Genomic DNA, 19460 nt, shown 5'->3' with positions numbered 1-19460 from the left:
GAACATTCATGGCTCTCCCCTTCCAACATGTCAGGCACTCATTCTGACCTGCCGCACAGACTGGATCTGCAGCAGCGTGTCGAGATTCTGGTTCACGCGGCAGTAGAATTCTTCATCGATGAACGGCCGCAACATGAAGTCATTGCCGCCGGCCTTGAGGAAACGCGCCGAGAGCAGCCGATTGGTTGAGGACGAGACGCCGATGATGCGCAGCTCATGCGAACCGATACTGGCGCGGATGCGGCGCGTCAGTTCGAAGCCGTCGATATCGGGCATGTTGTAATCGGTGACCATCAGACCGATGTCGCGGTTTGCCTTGAGGATTTCCAGCGCCTTGGCGCCGTTCTCCGCCACGCTTACGCGGAAATTATAACGCTTCAGGCGACTGGACAGCAACGCGCGCGCCGTGGCGCTATCGTCGACGATCAGTACATGATGGCGATGATTGGTGAGGAAACGGCAGATCGATTCCACCAGCAGATCGACGGCAAAGACATTGTCCTTGAGAATATAGTCGACAACATCCTTGGCGATCAGCTCGTCGCGCATGCCCGCAAGGAAAGTGCCGGTGAAGGCGATCGTCGGGATACTGAGGTCGATGAGATATTCCAGCGCCTCCCCTTTTTCCGCACCCGGCAGATTGATGTTGGAGATCGCCAGCCGGATCGGCTCCGACGATTTGTCATAGGCAAGCTGCAACTCTTCAAAGTTGCGGCAGATTTCAATGTTGATGTCGAGGAGCTCCTTGAGCTTCGTGCTGATCATCGACGTAAAGACATTCGAATCCTCGGCAAGCAGAATGCGTGCTCCGGAAAGCGACCCACCGGAATATTGCATTCCGGAAATACCCAAAAATGACATGATAAAACCTGCTAATAAAAACTCCGCCTCGTCCGAGTTTCTACAGCAAAGCCTTTGAGTATTTGTTAAGTCGACTGGTTTCCCATAGATGAAGAAAGCAGCCGCCAGAGCACCCGGCTCGTATCTGGATACCAAGCGATGCCCTAGTCTTTCGAAACCAGAGCATCCTTATTCTATACTATCTTTTTTTGATTTCAGACGGTCGACGCCGCAAACCCGTCCGGCCGTATCACTCTGCCGGCGCCCTGCCGCGTCGGCCGCCGACGCTTTTGGTTTCCGATGACTGCGCCGGCTGTTGCGTAGCCGGAGAAACGATCTCTTTCACAACCTCTTCGCTCTCGCCTTCCGGCCCGTCCGCCGATTCCGCGAGAATGCTGCTCGGCTTGCCCCGCTTGCCGTCACGAACGATATGCAATTCCTGATGCGGATAGGGAATGGAAATTCCCTCCTCGCGGAAACGCTTGAGGATTTCGATCCGCAAACTATTACGAATCTCCATGCCGTCGGAGAGATCGGAGAGATAGAAGCGCATCTCGAAATCAAGCGACGATGGGCCAAAGCGCAGGAATTCAACGTGCGGCTCCGGGTTTTTCAGCACCTTGGGAACGCTGCGCACCAGTTCCAGCAGGATATCCATCACCTTCCTGGGATCGGATTCGAAGCTGACGGAGACCGGGATTTCCGAGCGCGCCAGACGGTTGCGGTGCGTCCAGTTGCCAACGGAAGCGTTGATCAGCTCCGAATTCGGCACGATGATCGACTGCTTGCGGAAGGTCTCGATCTCGGTGGCGCGCACCGAGATGCGCTTAACGATGCCTTCCGAGGCGCCAGAAACGATCCAGTCGCCGACCTTAAAGGGCCGCTCAACGAGAAGAATCAGGCCGGAAACAAAGTTCGATACGATATTCTGCAGGCCGAAACCGATACCGACCGAAAGCGCGCTGGCAACAAGCGCCAGGCTCGACAGGTCGATGCCGGCAGCCGAAATGGCAAAGATGGCCGCCAGGGCAATACCGAGATAGCCGATGCCGGTCTTGACCGAATTGCGCACGCCCAGGTCCATCTGGCCGCGCGCCATGACGTTTCCGTCCAGCCAGCGCTGGAACCAGCGCGTCACCAGATAGCCGCCGGCAAACAGCAGGACGCCGGCAAGGATACCGACCAGCGAAATCGACATATTGCCGATGCGGATCTCGGTAAACAGCCGATAGGCGAACAGCTCCAGATCCTGGATATGGAAGCCCCAGGACAGCAGGATCAGGGGAATGCCGGTCAGAAGAGCGACCGCATAAGTCGCAAGGCCAGCGACGAGCCCTGCCTGATCGAGCGCGACATCACTGAGCTTAAAGCGGTTTTCCAGGAAACGCCCGATGATCGTTTCGGCAAAGACGCCCTGCCGCGACACGGCCTTGCCCAGCTGGAAGCCGATATACATGGTGACAAGCACGGCGCTGGTCATGATCAGCTGCGTCGCGATGAAGCGCGCCAGACCGACATAGCCGATGACGGCCGTGAAGATCAGCAATGTCCCGAGTACCCGGAGGATGATCGCCATGCCGTGCGGCCAGCGACGGCCGGGGGCATCCGGATCGCCGCTCTTGGCGAGAATCGGCTTGCCGAAGGAGGACGTGATCAGGATCAGGCCAATCAACAGTGCGGCGAAGAAGCTCTTCGCCACCGTGACGACGACGGGAGACCCCATGGATTCACTGATGCGGTCGAAGACATAATCCAGGCCATTGACGACAGCCATAGCCTGCATGCACCAGCTCAGCGACTTCGCACCCTTGTTCGACAGCTTGACCAGCCGCCAATGCGGCCTGAAAGGCGCGAAAACGGCATTGCTCAGACGGCCGACGAAATAGACCAGCCAGATGAAGCCGAAGAAGGCCGCCAGCACCGGCGCAATATCCGGCCGCAGCACATTGAAGTTCGAAAGGCTCAAAAAGGACGTGACGAGAAAGGCGGCCAGCGATAGCGTTCGGATCAATGTCGACCAGAAGGCAACGGAGAGACGACTGATATAAGGCGGGTTCTCGATGTTTTCGTCCCGGACGTAATAACGTCCGAAGAGCCGGTAGCCGCCCAACAGGAAAATCATGGCCGCGGTCAGCGACAGAAAGACGGCGGCAAGGAGCGACCCAAGCTTTGCCTTCACAACGAAGCCGATCCAGCTTGTGATCGCATCGCTGAACTTTACGCCCTCATCGACAAACGCCGTTCCAGCATCCTCGAAGGTTCCCGCGGAAATCCCTGTGCGCTTGAATAGCGTTTCAGCGAACAGCTTGCGGCGCATTTCGACAAGTTGCATCGAAAGATGGTTGGTCGCCGCGACAAGATTATCGACATCAAGGGTGACGGCGCTGATCTGCGAGCGTTCGGCCGTGAGCCGGTCACGTTCTTGGGTAACGATCGGCGCTTCCGGCGGCTGTCCTTCCTTGGGAGCAGCACCGAGCTGCGTCAGACGCGTATCGATCTCGGCAAAGCGTGGCTTCAACCGCGCAGAGAGCGCCGCGACGGAGCGATTGAGATCATCGGCCCGACCGGACAATGCCACCAGCGTATCGTCGTCCGCGCCTTCACCCTTGGAAGCGTCCTCGATCGAGGAGAAATCCTTCTTTGCCTTGTTAAGATCGGCAACGGCAGCGTCCAGCAAACCATTGGCGAGCGGCGGCGATTGCACTGGCTGATCCGATTGCTGGGCCGGCTGTACCTGTTGCTGATCCTGCGCAAAGGCATGCCCGCCGCCCAAAGGACTTGCCAGCACGGCAAAGCTCAATCCCAAAAGCAGCAAGGATAGAAAACGTAGGCGGTGTTTCAGCAGGCGCAAGCAAAGCTCCTCGTCGCGGATAAAGTCGCTGGCGGCCTCAATAAACGGATTCGCCGCGCGGAAGAAATGAAAGAACGGAATCTATCCATACTGCGATTGCGCATTTCATAGTCCCTACGCGTAAGCCTTGTAAGGCAAAGAAAGGCGACAGAAAGGCATTTGCCGCCCTTATCCTCTTAGAAACCCGCTCCTGGACGGGCGAGATACTCTTTCTCGGCCTCTGTCGATACGCGCCCAAGCATGGCGTTGCGATGAGGGAAACGGCCATAAACGGCAATAACGGCGCGATGCCGAAGCGCATAGTCGATCTGCTCATCCATGCCGAGCGAACGAAAAAGAGCAACCGCCCGTTCCTGCTCGGCAAGATTTTCGGCATGTTCGAACGGCAAATAGAAGAATATCCGCCATTCCGCCGGCATCTCTTGATCAGCGCCAACCTCCAAAGCCGCTTTCGCCTCCTGCAATGCCAAGCCGTCGGTTGCGAAAGCAAGCGGAGTGCCGCGATAGATATTGCGGGGGAATTGATCGAGGACAATGATCGAGGCCAGCCGGTTTCCCGGCGTTGCCCGCCAGAGATCGCTCACCCCTGCCGCCAGAGCCAGATGCGTGTCGCGAAACCGACGATAGATCTCTTCGTCGAGTTTGACGGTCGAGCGAAACCAGTCCTCGCTCGTGCACTCCTCGAACCAGAAGCTTAATACCTCTTCCGGTGTACAAACGATCGGTTTTGCTGCCATTGCCTGTCTCCCAACACTGCCCTCGGGAGATAGGTCCATAAGCGAATGGCGGCAATGGCGAAACTCGCCGTCAGTCACCCTTTTCGCAGGATCACGATGAAATCGATGCCGATTGGCGGCTCTCTTGAACGCGAGCACCGGGCCATGCCACCGTTGACCAGCGAGAGACGGCTCTATTACACCGCCTTGCATTGCGGATAGAACCGCCTGGCAACGCCTTCCGCCGCCGCATAGGCCTGCATCACGATCTCCGGCACCAGATCGATATCCGGCAGGCTCCCGAGCCCCAGTGGCCCCACAGCGAAAAGCCCATCCGTCGTTCGACCATCCACGGAAAGCGCGCCGGTGGCCTCGACGGCAAGGCCGAGGCCGAGTTCGTCCGGCATGGCAAGGCCAGCATTGATCAGGCTCTGCATCAGCGGCGTGGTGAGGTCTGGCGCCTGGCAGCGGCAGTCGATCACCTCGTCGGCATAGATCTGCTCAATGCCCTGCTGGCCGGCTGGCCTCATCGTCAAGCCGGTCGGCGTGCGTCGCAGGAAGTGTCCACGACGCAACAACGTGTTGCCCTCCGCGAGTTCCTGTTGCAGCCGGACATGTAGCGCCTCCGGCAGACGATTTCGGTGGCTGTCGTAAAGGGCGCGCAGATGGCGGTTGAATTGCTGCTTCTGGCCTGCCGGCAGCGACCGCCAGAGCGAACGGGCATGTTTTCGCAGGCCGTTCATGACGGATTGCCAGTTCTGCCCGTTGGCCTCGGCATTTTCGCAGGCCGCGCGAATGAAACGGACGATCTCGCTGAGATTGCCGGGCATCGCTTTGGCTGGAAAGACCGGATCGGCGTTGCTGCGGGTATGGCTCTGCGGTAGGAAGCCGCGCCTGGAAACGAGGGTAATCTGGCCGTCATAGCCGCTATCGCGCATCTGCAGCAGTCGGTCGACGACGCGCAGGCCGCTGCCGAGCAAGACGGTATGCGGGCGCGACACCAGGCGACGAGCGCGCACCGTCGTCGGCGTTGCCACGGGCTCGCCGCTCTGCGGCTGGTCATCGGCAATGCCGTAACCGGTCGCCAGGACCACCATGTCGAACACCGGATTGGCGACACCGGCGCTTTCCACCAGAAAACGGCCGCCACGGCCACGGCGAAGGCCGACCACCGTCTCGCCACTGACCTGCACCGTAATATCCCGTCGCGAAGACAGCGCCTCGGAGAAGCGCTGATAGACATAATCGCTGAAAATGCTCTTCGGCACGAAGATCTGCAGAAATCCCGGTATCGCCGCCGGTACGGCACTGCGAAACGGAGCGTTGCTACAGAGCCAATCGTTGAAATCATCAGGATCGCCGGCGGAGACCGAGAGATCGCGCACGCGGCTGTTGAGGATTTCGCTGCTATGGCCGGAGGCTAACGCCTGACCGCCGCTGACGCTGGAATTGGGATCGAAGAGCTGCAGGTGAAATGGCGTCCGCACCGTCTTCATCAAGGCGATCGCCATCATCATGCCGGAAAAGCCGCGGCCGATAACGGCGATGCGCGGTATCCCATAGGCCTGTGCCGCAGCATTTGCCTTGGCGGAAAAAAATCCCTGAACCGTCATATCAACTCCTGGGGGGCGAGGTGGTCGATCATGCTTTTCTAAGGGCATACTGATACTTTGCCGGTGAACCTCATACGGTTCGCAGCCATCAGGCCGCGAAGCGCTGCGCGCCCGTAAACACACAAGGGCCGCTTTGGTTCCTTGAACCTGAAGTGCATTTCCCACTTCGGCTCTCATCCGAAAGAGGGATGCTTCAGGCAGGTTTCCGCTCCAGCGCGAAACCCTGTTCCCTTCGTCAACCTTCATACTGCAAGCCCATTGGCCTGGAGGAATGTGGTTGCTCATATAGTCTACTTATTTAGTCGTATATGAAAGCGCGAAAATGCGCCGGTAGCAAGCGCTTTCTTGCGACCGGCGTTTCTGATGGTGGGTGGCGCCCTATGACATGGCCGGGCACAGAACGTCGTGCAATCGCGGTCTTGCACGCTTATTCCTTTGGTTTTCAAGTGGCTTGGCGAAATCGGAAAACAATCGATAGCCCTGCTCCCAGCGACCGAAACCGCTGGCAATATTGATATGGCCGGCATTGCCGAGATCGTGAAACCCGCTGCCCCATTGAGCTGCATAGCGGCGAAGTTCCGCAAAATCCATGTAAGGATCGTCCCGGCTGCCGACGACGAGGCTCGGAAACGGCAGGGACCCTATCGGCATCGCACCGAAATCGATGGCGCCGGGATGCAGCCGCTCCGTCCGCCCGAGATCGCAAGGCGCGACCAGAAGCGCACCCTTCACATGGCGCGCAGCAGGCCGATTTGCGAGGTTTGCGGCAAGCAGGCACCCGAGACTATGGGTGACGAGCCATACTTCCCCTGCTCGCTCCAGTTCGGTCTCCAACGCCGCCAGCCAATCCTTGAGCGCCGGCCTTGCCCAGGAGGACTGGCGAACGATGGTTGCAGCCGTATGATCACACACCCAATGGCGCTGCCAGTGCCCCTCGGCGGAGCCGTTCAAACCGGGAACGATCAATGTCGCGACCATAGCGCTCTCCTGGATGGCAATCGGCGGCGGTCGAGCCGCGCACTTACAATTTCTCCATTCGACGCCTATTATGCCAAACAGCCAGATCGGCATAAGCAAAGAAAATCTAATGTACAGTACATCTATAGAAATTAAGAGCTTATCGATTTGGCAAGGCTAAGTCACTGAATATGCCATCGGCTGATGGAGTGATGGATGGGAACTGTTTCGCAGTTGCACGAGCATGTCAGGCCGCCCGCACACCGCATTCAGAGCGAAGAAGAAGCGCTGCAGATCGCCCGATCGCTGGCCGCCCGCTTCGCGCAGCAGGCGAGCGACCGCGACATCAACCGCGTGCTCCCCTACGAGGAAGTGGAGGCCCTGTCGCAATCCGGACTGCTCGGCATCACCACGCCCTCCGAATATGACGGCCTTGACATCTCCAATTCCATTCTCGCCGAAATCGTCGCCATCCTGGCGGAAGCCGATCCTTCGATTGCCGAAATTGCACGGAACCATTTCTATATTCTCGAGGCGCTACGCACTGGCGGCAGCGAAGAGCAGAAGGACGCCTTCTTCGCAAGGGCACTGGCCGGCGATCGCTTCGGCAACGCCCTCTCCGAACCCGGTACTGCAACGGTCGGACAAGACAACACCCGTCTGACGCCGGATGGGCCAGGTCATCGCGTCAATGGCCGCAAATCCTATGCCGCCGGCGTGCTTTTCGCCGACTGGATCGCGATCTCGGCGCTCGATGTGCGGGATGAACTGAGCATCTCCCTCGTCCCACGCGGCACCGAAGGCATCCAGATCATCGACGACTGGGATGGTTTCGGCCAGCGCACCTCCGGCAGCGGCACGACCATCCTGCACAATGTCTGTGTCAACGCCGACGCCGTCCTTGACCATCATGCAGGTTTCGAACGGCCGACGACCATAGGTCCGGTGGATCAGATCATCCATGCCGGCATCGATCTCGGCATTGCCAGGGTCGCCTTTGCCGAAACCGTGGAATTCGTGAGGACCAGCGCTCGCCCCTGGATGAACAGCGGCGTCGAGCGAGCGACGGACGACCCGCTGACCATTGCCAGGATTGGCCAGATCGCCGTCCGCATCGAGGCGGCGGCGGCACTGCTGGATCGTGCGGGCCGGAAAATCGATATCGCCCAGATCAATCCGACCGAAGACCATGTGATCGACGCCACGCTTGGCGTGGCGGCAGCAACGACGCTGACGACGGAAATCGCCATTGAAGCCTCGAACACGCTGTTCGAACTCGCCGGCACCTCATCGACGCGCATCGGCCTCAATCTCGACCGCCATTGGCGCAATGCCCGCACCCACACGCTGCAGGATCCCACCCGCTGGAAATATCATCTGGTCGGCAATTATCATCTGAACGGCGTAACGCCGCCGAAGAACTGGGCGCCGTGAAACGCAAACCGCCGGCTTTAAGGCCGGCGGAAAAATTCAGAAAGATCTGGAAGTCGACTCAGCCGATCTTCGAAGCGCGGTAGTCTTCCCGCTCTTCCGTATCGATGCCCGGCCCACCGCCGGCAACGAACTGCTCCAGCGTCATGTTGTCGAGAATGTCGGCGATCGCATCACGGACTTCCGTCATGGAGCGCCGCACATGACAGCGCTCTGGATCGGCGCAATCGTCACAGGCCTCGTAGGCAGTGCGGCTGGCACAGCGGATCGGCGCGAGCGGGCCGTCAAGCGTGCGGATGACATGACCGATGCGGATCTCGGAGGCGAGACGCGACAGCGAATAGCCGCCTCCAGGCCCCTTCTTAGACCGCAGCACGCCGGCATTGCGCAATTCCAGCAGAATGGTGTCGAGGAACTTCTTCGGGATATTGTTACGCGAAGCAATGTCGTTGATGAACGCAGTCTCGCCCGGCGCGAGGCGTGCCAGATCCACCAGCGCCTTCAACCCGTATTTTCCTTTTTTCGTGAGCATCGCTGTCCGCTTTACTACAAGTTCGATTGTTGGGAGCCCGGCTAACCGGTCGAGACTCGGCCGCCGATCCTGTCATCATTGGCCACGGGAAGTAATACCGCTACCTTCGACGAACAAGACAATAACTCACAAATTGTATAGTTTATATGAGTAAATTTAGGCAATGTATCGCTTAAGCAACGATTTTGCGGTTTTTTTTGCCTTTACGCGGCGCTGATATCAAATTGCTGGCTATCACGCCTGCGATTTTCATGATCGCCGATTGCCGACGCCACTTGCCCCGCGACGAAGACACCATGCTCGACCACTTCCGGCAGGCCCATGAGTTCGCCGAAAGTCCCCCGCGCCAGCGGCCCCGAAATGAACAGCGACGGTGACACCGCGCCATCCGGCCCCTGTGCCTGGGATGTCGTATTGCAGGCAAGGCCGAGGCGCGTGGCATCGATAGCGAGATAGCCCGCATCCGCAAGTGCGCCGATCCAGCCCTGCGTCTCCAATATGCCGCGATGGCCCGGCCCCGTCGTTACCACCACCGCATCGAACTGACGCTCGATACACCCGGCTGAATGGCTGAGATCGAGCCGACAATCAATCGCCCCATCCTTTGTCTCCATGGATGCGACGGAGGCTGCCAGCACCTCCAGCCTGCCGCCCCGAATCGCTTCCTCGCTGGCAGCTTCCACCTGCGGCGCAACGCGGAAACGGTGCACATCCCAGAAGGGCCGCAAATGCCGCACCACGCGCCGCCGCTCTCCAAGCGGCATCGCCCGCCATAAATCCTGTCCTTGCGCACGCACCTGATCAATGACCGCATGCCAGCTCCGCCCCTCAGCCTCCGCCTCGCGAATGGTGGCACGCACATGCCGCAACAGGTCGAGCGCCGTCCGCGATGGACGACTGACGAAATCGCCGAACAGTTCCTGTCTCACGGGCGCATGGCCGCGCGAGCGCAAGCCACGTCTGGAGATGGCAGTGATCGGCCCCTTGTGACCACGCAGGGTAAGGGAGGCGATAACGTCGGCTGAGGTCAGGCCATTGCCGACCACGAGCACGCGATCATCAGCGCGGATGGCGGCGAGTGCATCCGGCCGCGTCGGATCGACTACAAAACGCGGATGACCTGCCAGAGCGCGCCGCAACGGTTCCGGCGGCAATGGCGACGGATGGCTCGTGGCGATGACGAGGATATCCGCTTCCAGCCGCCGACCCGCCTCGTCCGTGATCATCCAGCGACCATCCCGCCGCAGCACCTCGGCAGTCTTTTCGGCTACATGGCTGATGCGGCCATCGTCGACGAAAGGCTGCACCATGTCATTGATATAACGTCCGAAAACCTCGCGCCGTGGAAACAGGCTGCCATTTGCCGCTACGGCCGTCTCGTCGCCGGCCAGCGCATCATGGGCTTCGATCCAGCGTTGAAAATGTTCGAGATCGTCGGGCAGCAGGCTCATCTTTGCCGCCGGCACATTGATGCGGTGCGCGGGATCCTGGGTATCATAGGCTAACCCCGCCCCCAGTCTGGCGCGCGGCTCAAAAATGAAAAGCTGACCGGGCTGCAGCCGCTGGCGCTGCAGCAGATGAAAGGCGACCGCCGCGCCGGAAACGCCGCCGCCGATAATTGCGATAACTGGCCGGTCACGCGACGAAGCGTGAGAATAAGTGGTCATCGCCAAATCCTTCCAGTCCGATCGATCGCGCGGACGATCTTGATGCCGCCAATCGCGCCTGCTCCACAGCAATATACTCTACAAATTTTATTGACAATAGAATGCCGTGACAAGCCGAATGGTTCCCATGAACCAACGCAACAGCGTCGAAACCGATATCACCTTTGCGAACAAACACTTCCTTGTGCTCTGCACAACAGCGTTATTGCACCGCAGGATGTAAAAACCTTGGCATACACCCAATAAAAGAACATACTAATGATCGTCCTGGTTCATGTTCTCTGGGAGGAGAAACATCATGGAACTGCTCGGCATGCTATCCACCTTCGACTATACGCTGATCCTGCTCCTGGTGGTGATCTTCATCTTCAGCGTGATGGAAGGCGGCGGGCATAAGAGGCATTAGGTAAGCGCTGGCACGAACGTCAGATACCTAAAGTCGATTGTGATCGGTTGAATGCTGGCACCTACGGTTGCCTGCTCTTATGCGTTTTTCTCTGCCAAATTTACGACCTGGATCGCGCTTGGAACAAAAGCAAGCCGCTGCTTCACGTCTCTGTCGACAAAGCGACTGACTCTTAACCAGCAGGTCTACGAGATCCAGCATATTGCAAATGCAAATGGCGCAAACTCGTGCTTCCGCCGCCGGCGGCCAGCTTTAACTGGCGCCGCTATCACAATGATATTCTAAGAAAATTTGGTGGGTGATGTAGGGCTCGAACCTACGACCCGCTGATTAAGAGTCAGCTGCTCTACCAACTGAGCTAATCACCCGTAACCGCTCGCTGGCGGTGTGAACGGGCATATAAATAGGATCGGTTTGATTGTCCAGCGGCCAGATCAATTTTCTTTCGTTATTCGTCAAAAAAATTTCGAGGAACGAAAAAAACTCAATGAAATCAAATCTCAAGAATTCCGGTCGCAACACGCACCGCTTGACCGCCAATTCGCGCGTTGGCGATCTCGCCGCCGTCGATATCGATATGGAGGTGGATGAAAGACGGGCGACCCATCTCGACTCCCTGCTCGATGATGATCGGATGGTGCCCATCCGGCAGCTGATCGAACCGATGGATGGCGCCTGACAGCGCCGCCACGGCTGCGCCCGTCGCCGGGTCCTCGACAATGCCCATCCCGACCGGGAACATGCGGGCATGGAACTTTGCGGTGTGATTGACAGCGCCGCGACAATAGACGAAGGCGGAGGCAAGCGCGCCATCGACGAAAGGCACCATCTTTTCCCAAAGCTGCAGATCGAATTCCAGCCGCTCGGCCGCTCCGACATCATGCACGGGCACCAGCAGGAACGGCACGCCGGCGCTCCAGATCGACGGTACGTGATTCTCGAAGCCGACCTCGGTGATCTTCAGGCTAAGCGCGTTGGCAATATCCGCCTTGTCGAGCGGCAGTACGATCTGCTGCGATTTGCGCGGCAGGTCGAACTCGGCAAAGCTCGCCTTCTGCTGCCGCAGCCTGACGGCGCAGCGCACCGGCCCTACCCGCTCGTCGAGCACCGAGACCAGATCGATATCACCGCCATGATTGGCATGTGCCCGCTCCGCAAGCGCGATCGCGGTGCCGACCGTTGGATGGCCGGCGAAAGGGAGTTCACGTCCTGGTGTGAAGATGCGCAGGTTTGCCGTATGCGTCGGGTTCTGCGGTGGCAAAACGAACACCGTCTCGGAAAGGTTCATCTCCTTGGCGATCGCCTGCATCGCCTCGTCGCTCAGACCTTCGGCATCGAAGATCACGGCCAGCGGATTGCCCGCAAGCCTGCTGTCGGTGAACACATCATAGACACTGAAGCTGCGGGCCACCCCTGCCTCCCTCACATGACTTTAGACTGCATAGCCACCCGGCTTCCTCATACATAACGGCAACACCTTCGAGCGCAAGCTAAAGCTGTTCCGCACGAGCGAAGAACCATGCCAGGATGGGCGGCATCGCCGAGCTGTAGCGATGCGCCGTCGGATCGGCGGAGCGGATGGCGACCGCGCCGTCGATCTCCTTTTCCTCGTCCACCAGCATATGAGCCCTGATCTTTTCGAGCATCTCGTCGGCGGTCCAGGGAAAGCGAAAGATACGGAACAGGGTGACGGAGCGGTTGGCATGCGTCGCATAATAGCCGGGCTCGGCAACGGCCACGTCAAGATCGAGACCGGTTTCCTCCAGAACCTCGCGCCGCATATTACCCTCGACATCGCAACGATCGTCGACAATGTCGTTTTCATCCATCGAACCCGCGGCGCAATAGACCTGCCCAGGGTTGGCCGTGTGCTGCGCCATGCGGATAGCGATGATCGCCCCATCGGAAGAGACGGCAACCGGAAAGGCGAAGACATGAAAGCCGCCGCCGCGCTCCCTGTGCTTGCGCCACCACATAAATGTGGAGAAAGGCGTTACATAGCCCTCGCCCGCCACGGCTTGCTCGCTGACCTCGAGACGATGCTGAAAGATCATACGGCCGTCGTAAAGGGCCGGATTGGAGGCAATCTCCCTCTTCCAGTTTTCCTGCGCCGCCGCCGCTTCGTTGAGATGAAAGGGATGATCGCCAGTAATCACCTTGAGATCGATGCGCGCGACCGGAAACACGGTATTCTCCGGCGGCCAGCCGGCCATGTCGTTTTGCGGTTTGAAAGCGGAGTTCATAAAAGATCCAATGTCATGACGATGGGGCAATGGTCGGAGGCTTTCGGCCTGTCCCAACCTGTGCGCGGATAGCGTTCCACCTCTTGTCCGGGCGGAAAGATGGTGCGGAAAGGCTGGCCGGAGCGGACGACATCGGGCAACCGCGCCGCATTGGCGCGCGCCAGGGCCGGAGACAGCCAGATGTAGTCGAGCTGGCAGAGCCATTGCTCCTGCGGCCCGCGCGCATGATAGAGCGTCCAGCGGTCGAGCTCGTCGCGCCGCCGCATGACATTTTCGACGAAACCGTCATGGCTGAAGACATCGAGCGCGCTCGCCTCTTCATCCCGGTGTTCAAAGCGATAGCCCGTATGGCGCGTGCCGATGACGTCGACGCGTTCCTGATAGTCGTTCATATCGCCACAAATGGCGAAATTCTTGGCAGCCGTATGACCGGCGCCGAAACGGGTCTCGATGATGTGGCGCACCGCCAGCGTCTCCGCACGGCGCACCGGCATGGTCGACTGGCGGCCGTCGACACCCTCCCGCGCCGGACCCATAGACTTCAGATGCACGACATAGAGTGAGAACGGCACGCCGCCGATGGTCAGATCCAGCTCCAGGCAGTCGCGCTTGAAGATCTTATCGTCCTCGTGAAGGCCGAGCGCCGCCAGTTCGTCGGTGAACAGATCGAAATCGCGATAAGTCACCATGGCGTGACTCTTGATGTCCTTCAGCACGATCGGCTGCCCGTCGCTGGTCTGCTCGCGCATCATCACGGCAACGTCGATACCCCTGGAGTCATTGCCCTCGATCAGAAATTTCTGCCGATAGCCATTGCCGACCATGCGGTAGAGATAGCCATATTCGAAGGCCTGCAGCGCCGCCATGCTGTCAACTTCCTGCAGGCAGATGATATCGGCATTCGCATCGGCAATGGCGAGCGCCGTCATCTGCCGCGTGTCGTCGGTCGCAGCCACCACGCGGGCCGCTTCAAGCTGCTGGTAGATGTTCTCGTTCTTCACATCGAACAGCTTCAGCACGCGGTCCTGCCGCAACTGATTGCGAAAACCGGTGTAATCGAAACGGGTCAGCAGGTTTTCGACATTGAAGGTGGCAAGACGCAGGGACATGAAGCATTCCGGTTTACGGCGCCGAGACCAACCATCGGGAAACCTTGATCCGACATGGCGCGACTCCCATTCGTGACATAAGGCAAATCAAGCACAGGTGGGGGCAGCGAACAACCGTCTTGTCTTTCCGCCCGGCTGCATCGATCAGAGCCGCCAAGCCGAACGGATGGCGACGGCATAGGCATCGCCGGTCTTCACCGCTTCGCGGCTATAGGCGCGCAACACCTGGCCGTCCGGCAGCGACAGCCGCAGCGCATAGCGCTCGCCCTCATAAAGGACGGAGTCCACCCGGCATCCGATGCCCTCTGCATCGGCGACGACATCCTCGGGCCGAACGAGGATGTCGGCCCGAGTCGCATCTCCCTCCGGCTCGCCCCACATTGCCTTCAATGCCGGCCAGTCGATCACCCGCGGCCTGCCATCCGGAACGACGAGTGACAGGATCGCTCCCTGTCCGACCAATCCACCGACCAACCGCCCTTCCGGCCGCGCATAGATCTCAGCCGGTGCCGCAACCTGTAGCAACCGTCCCTCGGACATCACTGCAACATCGGTCGCCAGCGCCATGGCCTCGCTCTGGTCATGGGTGACGTAAACCATGGTAGCGCCGGAGCGCTGATGGAATTCGCGGAACGTCTCCTCCATTTCCTTCTTCAGATGACGATCGAGATTGGCGAGCGGTTCATCCAGCAGCACGACATCGGGCGATGTCACCAAGCAGCGCGCCAGTGCCACGCGCTGCCGCTGGCCGCCGGACAGATCTGCAGGCCGCCGTTCGGCGTAATCCTCCAGCCGCACCGTCGACAGCGCCTCGCGCACCTTCAGACGGTAACGCTCACCGGAAATACCGCGCACCTTCAGCGGATAACCGACATTGTCGGCGACATTCATATGCGGCCAGAGCGCATAGGACTGGAACACCATCGCCATATTGCGCCGCTCCGGCGGCAGCGTATGCGCGGCATCGGCCAGCAGGCGCTCGCCGAGATGGATCGAACCATCCGTCGGCTGCTCGAAGCCGGCGATCATTCGAAGCACCGTCGTCTTGCCGCAGCCGGACGGCCCGAGCAGTGCCAGGAAACCACCCTCGCGAACATCCAGGGATAGCGCGTGGACAGCCGCGCGGCCGCCCGTGCCGAAATCCTTGCTGACGTGATTGAGGATCAGCTTCGCCACGGCACCACTCCCTTCGGCAGGCGCTTGGCCAGGATTTCCAACAACAGCATCATGGTAACGACCATGGCGATGACGATGATCGACATGGCGGACGCCAGATCGGAGCTGCCGCCGTCATCGAGATTGTAGATGACGACACCCAGCGTCTGTGTCCCCGCCGACCAGAGCAGGGCTGAGACCGTCAACTCGTTGCAGGCAATCAGAAAGACCAGGATCACCGAGGCTCCCGCTGCCGGCGCGATCAGCGGCACGATGATATCGAAGAGACGCCGGAAGAAACCGGCACCCGATAGACGCGCGGCCTCTTCCAGCGCCGGATCGAGCTGCAGGAAAGCACTCATCACCGGCTTGAGACTGACGGCGAAATAGGCGGAGAAATAGGCGAGCAGAATGATCCAGATCGTGCCGTAGAGTGTGACGTTGAGAACTGGCAAAGGGGCCGCAAAAACAAGAATGAAGCAGACGGCGATAATGATCCCCGGCAGTGAATAGGGAATTTCGATCAAGCCCCCGACGATCCGGCTCAGCATGTCCTTGCGCTTTGTCAGCGCGTAAGCCGCAAGAATTGTCACCACAAGGAGACCAAACGCCGTCGTTCCGGCCAGAAACAGGGAATTGGAAAATGCGGTGCGCGTCACGGTCTGGCGAAACAAGATTTCGGCAAAGGCATGCAGCGACGCCGTCTTGAAGGTCAGTGGCACGCCATAGGCCGGCACCAGCGCTCCAGCGACCAGCGCGAAGAAGGGCGCGACAAGCATGATGAACAGGATCGCTGAGAGCAGCGGCAGGGCAACAAGACGCCAGCGACCAAGCGAGAAGGCGGCGGATGCGCCGGACAGGCCGATCATCCGATAATCCCGCCCCCTCAATGCCCTGCCCTGAACCGCAAGGCCCGCGACCGAGATCACCGCGATCATCGCCGACAACAGAGCGATGTCGCCGAAGGTGCGCGGACCGAAGGTAGAGAATTTGGTGAAGATCAACGTCGACAGCGTGAAGATCGAAGCCGGTATTCCGAGAATGGCCGGAATGCCGAAATTGCCGACCGAGGAGACGAAGGCGATGGCCGCGCCGGCGATCATGCCGGGCAGTGACAGAGGCAGGATAATGTCGCGGAAGACGCGCAGCCCCGAAGCTCCTGATAATCTCGCCGCCTCGACGCCATCGCGCGGCAGCGCCATCAACCCGGCCCGAAGCGCCAGATAGACCAGCGGCGCATGCTGCACGCCATAAAGCAGCGCAATGCCGCCGACAGAATAGAGCGGTTGCGGCGAACCGAGCGGCGGTGCGATATGCAGCGCCTTCAATAGCGGACTCGACGGGCCGGACATCTGCACCCATGCCAGCGCCGTCACCTGCGGTGGGATCATCATCGGCAGGACGAAGAGAAAGCCGAGCGGTCCCCTGCCCGGCATGTCGGTCAATGTCAGCAGGAAAGCGAAGAGGCAGCCGAGAGCCACGGAAATCAGCGTGCCGAGCACGGCCGTCTCGATGGTGTACCAAGCGGAGCGCCAGAGGGTGGGGTCGGTGATCAGCTCATAGGCACCGCCGCGCAGCAGCGCTGCTATACCGGCCTCTGCCAGCCGCGCCAGCGGCAGCACGCTCAAGAGCATCACGATGGTGACGACAAAGGGAAACAGCCAGGCTGGCTGGCTGTTTCCCTTACGCATATATCCGTACATCGACAGTCCAGATGGGATCAATTCGATCCGTAATAGGAGGAGAAGGTCTTCAGGTCCTGATCGGTATTCTTCAGGGCTTCGGCAGCATTCAACGGCAAAACCTTGATGCTGTCACGCGCCGGGAAACCGGCAGGCAGCGACATGCCGTTGCGGGCCGGAATATAGCCGAGCTTGAGGAAGCCCTCCTGGCCTTTTTCGGAAAGAACATAATCGACGAACTTCTTGGCGGCGTCGGCATGCTTGGCGCTGGCGAGAATGCCGACCGGCTCGGTCACCGCCGAAACACCTTCGGACGGGAACACGAATTCCAGCGGTGCGCCCTTGGCCTTTTCGCGGATCGGCATGTAGTCGACGACCATGCCATAGGCTTTCTCGCCCGAGGCGACCGACTTCAGCACCGCGCCGTTGCCACCAGCAGCAACTGCGCCATTGGCGGCAAGGTTCTTGTAGAAATCCCAGCCGAGGCTGCCGACGCCAGCGAGCGTCTGCGCATGAATGAGCGCAGCGCCCGAAGCAAGCGGGCTTGGCATGGCAACCAGACCCTTGGCTTCCGGCTTGGTCAGATCCTGCCAGCTCGTCGGCTTCATCGAAGCGGCGGTGTTGTAGACGATGCCGGTGGTGATCAGCTTGGTGGAATAATAATAGCCATCGGCGTCATAGAGAGCCGCGTCGTAATTCGCAGCTTCCGGCGACTTATAGGCCAGCAGCTTGCCGGCTTCTTTCAGGCGTTCCAGCGTGACCGTATCGGCGATCAGGAGAACATCGGCGACCGGAGCGCCGGCCTGGATTTCCGCTTGCAGCTTGGCGATGATCTGCGGCGTGCCGTCGCGGACCCAATCGACCTTGATGCCGGGATTGGCGGCCATGAAACCATCGACGGTTGCCTGCGCATCGGCATTCGGCTGGCTGGTATATAGGACGAGGTCGGCGGCCGCAGCCGAGCCGGAGAAAAGAGCAACGGCCAGGAGGCCGGCGAAAGCGGAAACAAGCGTCTTCATGGAGCGTCCTCGACTGGGTGATCAGGAGCGTTCCTTAGACGTGTGGCTTAACATGATTGTGACAGTTCAATTTAGAGTGTCAGTACCGTTCATACTATCATTCGACCTTGACCATCGGTGCCCTGCCCTATTTCCTAGCGCACGAATTTCAGATCTGATTTTGGGAGGATAAATCTATGGAATACCGTCTGCTTGGCCGTTCCGGCCTCAAAGTTTCCACCATCACCATGGGTACGATGACCTTCGGCGGCGTTGGCTGGGCGAAGACCGTCGGCGATCTCGGCGTCAGCGAGGCGAAGCGGCTGGTCGACATGTGCCTGGACGCCGGCGTCAACCTGATCGACACGGCCGATGTCTATTCCCAAGGGGCTTCGGAGGAAATTCTCGGCGAGATCATCGGTGGACCGCGCAAGAACGGCGTGCTGATAGCCACCAAGGCCCGTTTCCCGATGGGCAGCGACGTCAACGATGTCGGCTCTTCGCGCCAGCACCTGATCCAGGCCTGCGAAGCCAGCCTGAAGCGCATGAAGACCGATGTCATCGATCTCTATCAGTTGCACGAATGGGACGGTCAGACGCCGCTCGAAGAGACGTTGGAGGCGCTCGATACGCTCGTCCGCCAGGGCAAGGTGCGTTATATCGGCTGCTCGAATTTCTCCGCATGGCACATCATGAAGGCGCTCGGCATCAGCGAGCGCGACAAGTACCAGCGCTTCGTCAGCCAGCAGATTCACTACACGCTCGAAGCCCGCGACGCCGAGTACGAACTGCTGCCGGTCAGCATCGACCAGGGCCTCGGCGTGCTGGTCTGGAGCCCGATCGCCGGTGGCCTTCTCTCCGGCAAGCACCGCCGCAACCAAGCGACGCCGGAAGGCACCCGCCAGTTCGCCGGCTGGACCGAGCCGCCGATCCGCGACGAGAACCGCCTGTGGAATATCGTCGATACGCTGGTGGAGATTGCCGATGGCCGCGGCGTCTCGGCGGCGCAAGTGGCGCTTGCCTGGCTGATCGGCCGCAAGGGTGTCACCTCGGTCATCATCGGCGGCCGTACCGACGCGCAATTCAAGGATAACCTTGCCAGCGCCGAGCTGAAGCTGACCGACGAAGAGCGCAAGCGCCTCGACGATGTCAGCCTGCTGCCGCTGCTTTACCCCTATTGGCACCAAGCCAATACTGCCAGCGACCGGCTGAGCGAGGCCGACCTGTCGCTGATCGCGCCGCATCTGGCGAAGTAAGCGT

General features: G+C 59.8%; 15 protein-coding genes and 1 tRNA gene. 2 read left to right on the top strand and 14 right to left on the bottom strand.

Going from position 1 to position 19460, the window contains the following annotated elements; genetic code table 11:
- Nucleotides 1–30 precede the first annotated feature (30 nt).
- The 5 genes from RRH01S_RS02095 to RRH01S_RS02075 form a co-directional block, all read right to left on the bottom strand.
- Complete coding sequence (locus RRH01S_RS02095) at nt 31–861, bottom strand: response regulator (protein ID WP_012651724.1); 831 nt, start codon at nt 859–861, stop codon at nt 31–33.
- 229 nt (nt 862–1090) lie between these two features.
- Complete coding sequence (locus RRH01S_RS02090; protein ID WP_012651725.1) at nt 1091–3691, bottom strand: mechanosensitive ion channel family protein; 2601 nt, start codon at nt 3689–3691, stop codon at nt 1091–1093.
- A gap of 176 nt (nt 3692–3867) precedes the next feature.
- Complete coding sequence (locus RRH01S_RS02085) at nt 3868–4428, bottom strand: DUF924 family protein (RefSeq protein WP_012651726.1); 561 nt, start codon at nt 4426–4428, stop codon at nt 3868–3870.
- A 176-nt stretch (nt 4429–4604) separates the two neighbouring features.
- Nucleotides 4605–6020 (bottom strand): FAD/NAD(P)-binding protein, encoded by a 1416-nt coding sequence (locus tag RRH01S_RS02080; protein ID WP_012651727.1) that lies wholly within the window; start codon nt 6018–6020, stop codon nt 4605–4607.
- Nucleotides 6021–6398: 378 nt separating this feature from the next.
- The gene (locus RRH01S_RS02075; RefSeq protein ID WP_012651728.1) at nt 6399–6998 is read right to left on the bottom strand and encodes an RBBP9/YdeN family alpha/beta hydrolase; all 600 of its coding nucleotides are present in this window, start codon (nt 6996–6998) and stop codon (nt 6399–6401) included.
- A 195-nt stretch (nt 6999–7193) separates the two neighbouring features.
- On the opposite strand from RRH01S_RS02075, the gene RRH01S_RS02070 reads away from it, so the two are divergent.
- Nucleotides 7194–8411 (top strand): SfnB family sulfur acquisition oxidoreductase, encoded by a 1218-nt coding sequence (locus RRH01S_RS02070; RefSeq protein ID WP_012651729.1) that lies wholly within the window; start codon nt 7194–7196, stop codon nt 8409–8411.
- 58 nt (nt 8412–8469) lie between these two features.
- Here RRH01S_RS02070 and RRH01S_RS02065 read toward each other — a convergent pair whose 3' ends face one another.
- From RRH01S_RS02065 to RRH01S_RS02025, 9 genes are all read right to left on the bottom strand, one after another.
- Nucleotides 8470–8940 (bottom strand): RrF2 family transcriptional regulator, encoded by a 471-nt coding sequence (locus RRH01S_RS02065; protein WP_007696849.1) that lies wholly within the window; start codon nt 8938–8940, stop codon nt 8470–8472.
- Nucleotides 8941–9143: 203 nt separating this feature from the next.
- Nucleotides 9144–10607, bottom strand: a complete 1464-nt coding sequence (locus tag RRH01S_RS02060) for an FAD/NAD(P)-binding protein (RefSeq protein ID WP_012651730.1) — start codon at nt 10605–10607, stop codon at nt 9144–9146.
- 698 nt (nt 10608–11305) lie between these two features.
- Nucleotides 11306–11381 (bottom strand) — tRNA-Lys (locus RRH01S_RS02055).
- A gap of 125 nt (nt 11382–11506) precedes the next feature.
- Nucleotides 11507–12424 carry a PhzF family phenazine biosynthesis protein gene (locus RRH01S_RS02050; RefSeq protein WP_041722584.1) on the bottom strand — a complete coding sequence of 306 codons (918 nt, stop codon included), beginning with the start codon at nt 12422–12424 and terminating at the stop codon, nt 11507–11509.
- 79 nt (nt 12425–12503) lie between these two features.
- Nucleotides 12504–13256 carry a DNA mismatch repair protein MutT gene (locus tag RRH01S_RS02045; RefSeq protein ID WP_012651732.1) on the bottom strand — a complete coding sequence of 251 codons (753 nt, stop codon included), beginning with the start codon at nt 13254–13256 and terminating at the stop codon, nt 12504–12506.
- Entirely contained in the window at nt 13253–14365 is a 1113-nt protein-coding gene (locus RRH01S_RS02040; RefSeq protein ID WP_007696862.1) for an endonuclease/exonuclease/phosphatase family protein, read from the bottom strand. The genes RRH01S_RS02045 and RRH01S_RS02040 overlap by 4 nt, the downstream gene beginning before the upstream one ends.
- A gap of 144 nt (nt 14366–14509) precedes the next feature.
- Nucleotides 14510–15541 carry an ABC transporter ATP-binding protein gene (locus tag RRH01S_RS02035; RefSeq protein ID WP_012651733.1) on the bottom strand — a complete coding sequence of 344 codons (1032 nt, stop codon included), beginning with the start codon at nt 15539–15541 and terminating at the stop codon, nt 14510–14512.
- Nucleotides 15529–17223 (bottom strand): ABC transporter permease, encoded by a 1695-nt coding sequence (locus RRH01S_RS02030; protein WP_012651734.1) that lies wholly within the window; start codon nt 17221–17223, stop codon nt 15529–15531. Before RRH01S_RS02030 ends, RRH01S_RS02035 begins: the two co-directional genes overlap by 13 nt.
- 17 nt (nt 17224–17240) lie before the next feature.
- Nucleotides 17241–18221 carry an ABC transporter substrate-binding protein gene (locus tag RRH01S_RS02025; RefSeq protein ID WP_034518002.1) on the bottom strand — a complete coding sequence of 327 codons (981 nt, stop codon included), beginning with the start codon at nt 18219–18221 and terminating at the stop codon, nt 17241–17243.
- Nucleotides 18222–18397: 176 nt separating this feature from the next.
- Here RRH01S_RS02025 and RRH01S_RS02020 point away from each other — a divergent pair, with 176 nt between their 5' ends.
- Nucleotides 18398–19456, top strand: coding sequence for an aldo/keto reductase (locus tag RRH01S_RS02020; RefSeq protein WP_012651736.1), 1059 nt, complete (start codon nt 18398–18400; stop codon nt 19454–19456).
- Nucleotides 19457–19460 lie beyond the last annotated feature (4 nt).

Source organism: Rhizobium rhizogenes NBRC 13257 (assembly GCF_000696095.1).
Classification (GTDB): domain Bacteria; phylum Pseudomonadota; class Alphaproteobacteria; order Rhizobiales; family Rhizobiaceae; genus Rhizobium; species Rhizobium rhizogenes.
This window is presented reverse-complemented; position numbering and strand designations above follow the sequence as displayed.

What these genes read in the sequence shown, in the direction of transcription:
- RRH01S_RS02095 (WP_012651724.1), bottom strand. Translation starts at nt 861, where the DNA reads ATGTCATTTTTGGGTATTTCCGGAATGCAATATTCCGGTGGGTCGCTT.
- RRH01S_RS02085 (WP_012651726.1), bottom strand. Translation starts at nt 4,428, where the DNA reads ATGGCAGCAAAACCGATCGTTTGTACACCGGAAGAGGTATTAAGCTTC.
- RRH01S_RS02080 (WP_012651727.1), bottom strand. Translation starts at nt 6,020, where the DNA reads ATGACGGTTCAGGGATTTTTTTCCGCCAAGGCAAATGCTGCGGCACAG.
- RRH01S_RS02075 (WP_012651728.1), bottom strand. Translation starts at nt 6,998, where the DNA reads ATGGTCGCGACATTGATCGTTCCCGGTTTGAACGGCTCCGCCGAGGGG.
- RRH01S_RS02070 (WP_012651729.1), top strand. Translation starts at nt 7,194, where the DNA reads ATGGGAACTGTTTCGCAGTTGCACGAGCATGTCAGGCCGCCCGCACAC.
- RRH01S_RS02065 (WP_007696849.1), bottom strand. Translation starts at nt 8,940, where the DNA reads ATGCTCACGAAAAAAGGAAAATACGGGTTGAAGGCGCTGGTGGATCTG.
- RRH01S_RS02060 (WP_012651730.1), bottom strand. Translation starts at nt 10,607, where the DNA reads ATGACCACTTATTCTCACGCTTCGTCGCGTGACCGGCCAGTTATCGCA.
- RRH01S_RS02045 (WP_012651732.1), bottom strand. Translation starts at nt 13,256, where the DNA reads ATGAACTCCGCTTTCAAACCGCAAAACGACATGGCCGGCTGGCCGCCG.
- RRH01S_RS02040 (WP_007696862.1), bottom strand. Translation starts at nt 14,365, where the DNA reads ATGTCCCTGCGTCTTGCCACCTTCAATGTCGAAAACCTGCTGACCCGT.
- RRH01S_RS02030 (WP_012651734.1), bottom strand. Translation starts at nt 17,223, where the DNA reads ATGTACGGATATATGCGTAAGGGAAACAGCCAGCCAGCCTGGCTGTTT.
- RRH01S_RS02025 (WP_034518002.1), bottom strand. Translation starts at nt 18,221, where the DNA reads ATGAAGACGCTTGTTTCCGCTTTCGCCGGCCTCCTGGCCGTTGCTCTT.
- RRH01S_RS02020 (WP_012651736.1), top strand. Translation starts at nt 18,398, where the DNA reads ATGGAATACCGTCTGCTTGGCCGTTCCGGCCTCAAAGTTTCCACCATC.